The sequence below is a fragment of the Pseudomonas asuensis genome, from assembly GCF_014646755.1.
Classification (GTDB): Bacteria; Pseudomonadota; Gammaproteobacteria; order Pseudomonadales; family Pseudomonadaceae; genus Chryseomonas; species Chryseomonas asuensis.
Genome location: NZ_BMNW01000033.1, coordinates 1 through 6,193, shown reverse-complemented (window position 1 = coordinate 6,193; position 6,193 = coordinate 1). Strand labels below are relative to the sequence as shown.

Genomic DNA, 6,193 nt, shown 5'->3' with positions numbered 1-6,193 from the left:
GCCCTGCTTGAGGAAGAAACACCTGATTCTTTGAGGCGGAACTGGATAGGGCTCAACCCACCCAGCGAAAGCTTGAGCCGGTCATGGTTGTAATAGCGGATATAGCCATGCAGCGCTTCCTCCAACCCAGCGACGCTGTTGAAGGATTCCCGGCAATACAGCTCTGACTTGAGCACGGCAAAAAAGCTTTCCATGGCAGCATTATCCAGGCAGTTGCCGCGTCGTGACATACTTTGGGTGAGGCCACGCCGCTCCAGCAGACGGCCAAACGCAGGCATTTGATAGTGCCAGCCCTGGTCCGAATGCAGGAGCGGAGCCTCGTTGCGTCTTAGGTTCTGTCTGAAAATCGATTTGCTAGGCTGTCCTGTCTTTTTCGTGTGGAGAGCAGAGATGACGGGCCGTTACGCGTTAGACGATCAATCATGGGCGCTGATTCGCGATTTGGTTTCTCACAGGCAGCAGCGGGGGCGGCGCCGCAAGGATGATCGCCTGATGCTTAACGGCATCCTTTGGGTGTTGTGCTCAGGGGCGAAGTGGCGCGACCTGCCCGATCACTTCGGCGCCTGGCAAACGGTCTACCACCGTTTCCGTATCTGGCGAGACCGCTTGTTGTTTAAGACTCTGCTCAAACGGCTTCATGTGGAGCTGAGGCAGGACGGTCGTATTGATCTAGGCACCTGGATGGTTGACTCAACCTCTATCCGTGCAACGCGTGCCGCTTCAGGCGCTCCTAAAAAAGGGGTAACCAAACGCTGGGACGCAGCTGTGGCGGGCTGACAAGCAAACTCCATCTCGCCTGCGATACACAAGGCATGCCCTTAAGCTTTACTGTCTCGCCTGGGCATCACGCTGATAGCCGTTACTTTACAAGTGTACTGGATAAGGTTTGTCTACCCTCTCCGCCAAGTCGACCTATCAAGCGGTGCCGTACAGTTCTAGCAGATAAAGGATATGACAGCCAGGCGCTACGCCAGTACTGCGACCGCTTCAGGATCAAGCCCATCATCCCGTTACGCCAGATGCATCGGCGCCCTAGGACAGGCCTGCCCAGACTGTTTGACCGACCGGCCTATTGCAAACGCAATGCGATTGAAAGGCTCTTTAGCTGGCTTAAGGAGCATCGCCGAATAGCCACTCGTTTCGAGAAACTTACCCGCAGCTTCGAGGCCATGATCTCTCTGGCCTGTGTACGGATTTGCTTAAGGAAATCTTTTTCAGACAGAGCCTATGACTCGCGTTCACTGTAATCGACTTGAATACATTGAATCGTAGGGAAAGGCGCATCTATCTGGCCATTTCTCGTTGAAACGCGGGCGTCTGTTCGCAGCTCATGACAAAGCGGCAATAGATTCTTGTGAAACCCGTCCTACGTAGACATGAAATTTCGTGGAATCGATTACTGTAAATCACCACACAAGGAGAAATTGATATTTTCAGGAAAGCTCATGAAAACTGTTGGCTTAAATTCTCCCTCTTTATCTCAGCCTCGGCAGCAAACTTCGCCGTTGGAGAAAACACACAGCAAGCTACCGCCCCCTCTCACGCTTCGAACGCTTCCCCATGATCAGTTTCCTTTGGAGAAGGGTGTTTTATATGAAGTAACCTTATCGGCTTTGGCTAAGCGCGCAGTAAATGGTTCAGCACACGCGTTTCAGCTACTGTGCTTTGACGATAAAAATTTATCGCCATTTGGCCCGCCCAGCCGAGCCTTCCTCATAAAGGTCGAGCCAGAGATTGAGCCGGGGAACATCAAGCTACATATCAGAATCGAGCAAACAGATAAAAATACTCAGCATGAGCTATCTACGGAAAGCGAAGGTGCGCTTGCCGCTGAACTCAAAAACATAATTGGTGAAACGTCACACCTTTACCTTAGTGCGCTGGAGCCTCTGACGTCAGAATCAACAGAGCAAGAAAAAATTGTGAAGCTTGGCTTATTTTGGCATGGAGATAAGAATTACGACGATGCTTTTAATGGTTATAAAGGGCCGCCACCTCACCGAGACCTTACGGAATTTGCTCTTCCGTTAAGAGCATCAATCGGAACCATTGCGACAGATCGACCCGGCACATTCATAGCTCGTCAGCAAGGGGTCGTGGCAACAAGTGCAGCTTTGCTCAATCCAGCGTTGGCGCCCTTTATCGATATAGAAAAATATGACGCCATTTTCTCCCCACATAAGTCAGATCAACTTTTTGTAACTGCTTCGCTGGCTTTTCGCATTGCCAAAGATCATATAAGAAACAAAGGGATGATGTCGGATATATGGCGTTATGCACTTCCTGTGGCGCGTCTACGAGAAAACTTATCAGCCCAAGTGTTCTACTCAGATTTCGACACAGCTGACTACGCACGTCGGGCTGACCTCAACTTCGACAAAGAAAGAGCAGTTGACAAGCAGAAAGCAAAGTTAAACAAAATTAAGCAGGGCCTTCTTGAATTAGGGCCAGAGGGCGGCGTTTACAGTGACGGTATGGATTGCTTCGGTGTTACTGGAGAGAAGGGCTTGAGCATTTTAGAGGCGGTGCTCCACAAAGCGACATTTAACGTTTATCGGGCAATTTTGCCTGACGTACTTGACCCTCATAAAGTTGATGCGCATTTAAATAAGATAATTAACGACACCCCCATACAGGAGCTTGATAGATCGCTATCTATGTTCTTGATTAATCAGCGGTCAAAGCCTGATCCAGAGTTATTGAAAACTGATTCACTCGTGTCAGCCGATACTCTAACCGAGACGCCTTTTGTAAGAAGTAAGAGAGCCAAAGAATTATTCGACATAAAATCAATAGAAGAAATCCAAGCCATTGAGGCGACAAAAGCCATTAACGAACTGCTGACCGTAAGAAAAGATATTGATGGGCAGGAAATCATTTCTCACCTATCTAATCAACATGTTGAACATTCAACTTCCCTCAAGAAATCGACCGAAGAGATAGAGGAAAAAGTTGGCGATACTAAGAACTTCTCCAGCTGGGCAAAATCGCGTTACGAACAAGCTTGTCGAGACAGATTAATTAATGAGGTACGTGAATTTTTCTTGTTCTTACAAACAAAGCAGCCTGAGTTTTATAAAAAAATCGCCGTACGTGTAGCGGAAAAACCTGCTGAAGATAAGCTTTCGAAATTAAACGACATACTTAGGGAAGATTTAAACTCAATGCTCTCTTCGATACCGGAGACTATTGACGAGAATAAAGTCTTGAAAACTCTCATTAATAAAATGGAAAGCTACTATAATGATTTAAAAATAATAGACGCCTGCAAGAATGAGAGTGATTTAAGTGCAAGTGTGACAAAAGCTATCAGAGAGGCTTCGGACGTAACTGGCCGTTTCGCGACAAAGTTATATTTTTCTAATTTAAGAGAAGGTATCAGCAATGATAGCAAATCATCCAAAGCGGGCCGCCGGGTGACATTGGCAGAAATTAAAAAACTTCCTCAAGAAGCAATTGCCATTATTGGGCAGGATCGAACTCAGGCGCTGTGGGAGTCAAAAATACTTACTGCCATGACAACGGGCCCCCGAGTGTGGGCGGCATTCCGCGGCGAAATGGTGCCGCCGCCTCAAAGCCGTGACCGTGACACTTTAAAGCATGATTTGTTCGGCTCAGATCGAGAGAAAATCAAGGCGACGTCCGATGGGTCTTGGATGTGATTACTTGCGGTCGGGTGAGTCCGCAAGCGCACCAAGCCGCGCCGTGTAAATCTATACGAGGTGTGGTGTGCGGTACTGTACCTGCTGCGTACGGGTTGCCAGTGGTGCGCCTTGCCGAGTGACTTTCCGAAGTGGAGAATCGTTTACGCCTACTTTGCCAAGTGGAGTGAACCGGACGATAAGGGTGTCAGCCTGCTGGAGCGGGCATGAAAAAATCAGATTGGCGAGGCTCGCGAGAAATGAACTGACCCCCGAATATTGGACATCAGAAGTAGGCTTTAAAGCGTAGCTACTCAATACTCTGAGGAGCTACGCTACTTATTGATACGGTGAGAGTGTAAATCTAGATTAAGCGGGTGTAGGGTAATGTCCGTTTATCCCTTCGCTTTTAACTCTTTGATCACAGCCTCACGCACCTCTTCAGGCTTTTCGGCTAGCTCTTGCATGTCGTAGGCTATATGGCCTGCTGCGTGAAGGGTCGCGCAATGCTCCAAAACGAAACTACGTACCTCTTCAGGCTTTTCGGCTAGCTTTCGCATGTCGTAGACTATATGGCCTGCTGCGTGAAGGGTCGCGCAATGCTCCAAAACGAAACTACGTACCTCTTCAGGCATTTCGGCTAGCTTTCGCATGTCGTAGGCTATATGGCCTGCTGCGTGAAGGGTCGCGCAATGCTCCAAAACGAAACTACGTACCTCTTCAGGCTTTTCGGCTAGCTTTCGCATGTCGTAGGCTATATGGCCTGCTGCGTGAAGGGTCGCGCAATGCTCCAAAACGAAACTACGTACCTCTTCAGGCATTTCGGCTAGAAATAGCATGGCGTCGGCGCTAAAGCCAATGTCTCCGAGACGCTGACCATGGTTTATCAAAAAGCGTTGTTCAGGTGTGATATGGCTGTCTGCAATAGCGTTTAGGTGCCAGTTGGTTTGGCGTAGCGCAAGTAAGCCATTGGGGTTTGTTGAGGCGGCGTGTTCTGCTATACGACCCAACATCTCATTCGAGAGCTGTGCCAGATCGGAGGAGCCAAAAAGTCCAGGAGCCCGCGTAGACGTGAAGCTTGTTGAAGGAAATGTACGCTCAGGATTGGACATAGACTTGGCAGATAACTCCTTGAGCTGGCTGTTGCGACCAAACACAAGGGTTGCTTCAAAAGGGTTATCCGGATTGCCTGGTACGTGCGCAACCGGATAGCAGCACTGGATATCACCATTATCTAAACGCTGCTCGCTAACCTTGCCATCAGGTTTGAACAGGTAGGGTAGCAAGGCCTTATCTCTTGGGTCCGCGGGCGGTTTGTGGCTACCGATCTGTAACAGGCTTCTACCCAGCACCATTCTGCTGGGTATGATGGGGTACTGCTGCTGAGGCGTTGCGGAAGGTGTTGTGGATTGAGCGGTTGCTGAGGCGCTCTTAGAGAGCGCATCGCTCAGCGCTGGGGTCTGTACGAATAAGGAAGGTGTTGCTCCAACGGGGCGCATAGACGGACTCATGACCTACAGGAAAGATCCCTCTAGGTGGTCTTGCTTGATAGCGGGGTTCCCAGCACTTTATGAGTCATGGATGGAGTGGGCACACGTATAAGCAATCAGAACGCGTTATACGACTCTATACTCGCCTTAACTACGCCTAGCTCTGAGCTAAAACTATGCTGAGGAGAAAACGCCAGATCTTTTGCGGCGGAACTTGACGGGGCTCAACCCGCCCAGCGAAAGCTTTAGCCGGTCGTGGTTGTAGTAACGAATATACCCACGCAGCGCTTTTTCCAGCTGAGCCACGCTACTGAATGATTCCCGGTAATACAGCTCCGACTTGAGCACGGCAAAGAAGCTTTCCATCGCGGCATTATCCAAACAGTTGCCGCGTCGTGACATGCTTTGGGTGAGGCCACGCCGCTCCAGCAGACGGCCAAAGGCGGACATTTGATAGTGCCAGCCCTGATCCGAATGCAGGAGCGGAGCTTCGTCGCGTCTTAAGCGCTTGAAGGCCTTGCCCATCATGTCTCGAACCATGTCAAACACTGGTCGCCGAGCCATCTCATAGGCCACGATCTCGCGGTTATAGAGGTCTAGAATCGGTGATAGATACAGCTTCTGGCCGGCTACATTGAACTCGGTAATGTCTGTCACCCATCGCTCGTTAGGCCGCTCGGCTGAGAAGTTGCGATTGAGCTGGTTTGGGGCAGTCCTGGACGTTGTGCCTCGGTAAGCTCTGTACTTACTGCGGCGTCTAATGGATGACTTTAGTGCCAGGACGCCCATCAAGCGCTGGATGGTTTTATGGTTTATCCCAGTGCCCTGATTACGGATGGCAGCAGTGATACGGCGATAGCCATAGCGGCCCTTATGTTGCTCAAAAAGCGTCTTGATAGTGCTTTTGAGCCGGGCGTACTTATCAGCGACAGCCAATGTCTTGGATTGATAGTAGAAAGTACTGCGGGCCAGCCCTGCTGCCTTGAGCAAGCAGGGCAACGGGTAGTGCTGCCTGAGTTCTATGACTATCTGTGTTTTCTCACGAGTGCTAGGCGCTGCCGG

General features: G+C 50.0%; 3 protein-coding genes and 3 pseudogenes. 3 read left to right on the top strand and 3 right to left on the bottom strand.

Features of this window, described 5'->3' with window-relative positions:
- A pseudogene (locus IEX86_RS24145) lies at positions 1 to 332 on the bottom strand (IS3 family transposase); the annotation flags it as partial.
- Between the two features lie 58 nt (positions 333 to 390).
- Between IEX86_RS24145 and IEX86_RS24140 the strand changes: the two are divergent.
- From IEX86_RS24140 to IEX86_RS24130, 3 genes and pseudogenes are all read left to right on the top strand, one after another.
- Positions 391 to 1,247 (top strand): annotated as a pseudogene (locus IEX86_RS24140) (IS5 family transposase).
- Positions 1,248 to 1,445: 198 nt separating this feature from the next.
- Positions 1,446 to 3,662, top strand: a complete 2,217-nt coding sequence (locus tag IEX86_RS24135; RefSeq protein WP_188868698.1) for a hypothetical protein — start codon at positions 1,446 to 1,448, stop codon at positions 3,660 to 3,662.
- A 21-nt stretch (positions 3,663 to 3,683) separates the two neighbouring features.
- Positions 3,684 to 3,869, top strand: a pseudogene (locus IEX86_RS24130) (transposase); the annotation flags it as partial.
- Positions 3,870 to 4,036: 167 nt separating this feature from the next.
- Here the strand turns inward: IEX86_RS24130 and IEX86_RS24125 are convergent.
- A complete protein-coding gene (locus IEX86_RS24125) occupies positions 4,037 to 5,140 on the bottom strand; it encodes a hypothetical protein (protein WP_188868697.1) in 1,104 nt (367 codons plus the stop codon).
- Between the two features lie 165 nt (positions 5,141 to 5,305).
- Positions 5,306 to 6,193: IS3 family transposase (locus tag IEX86_RS24120; protein WP_188868696.1), on the bottom strand; the 888-nt coding region annotated here is incomplete at its 5' end.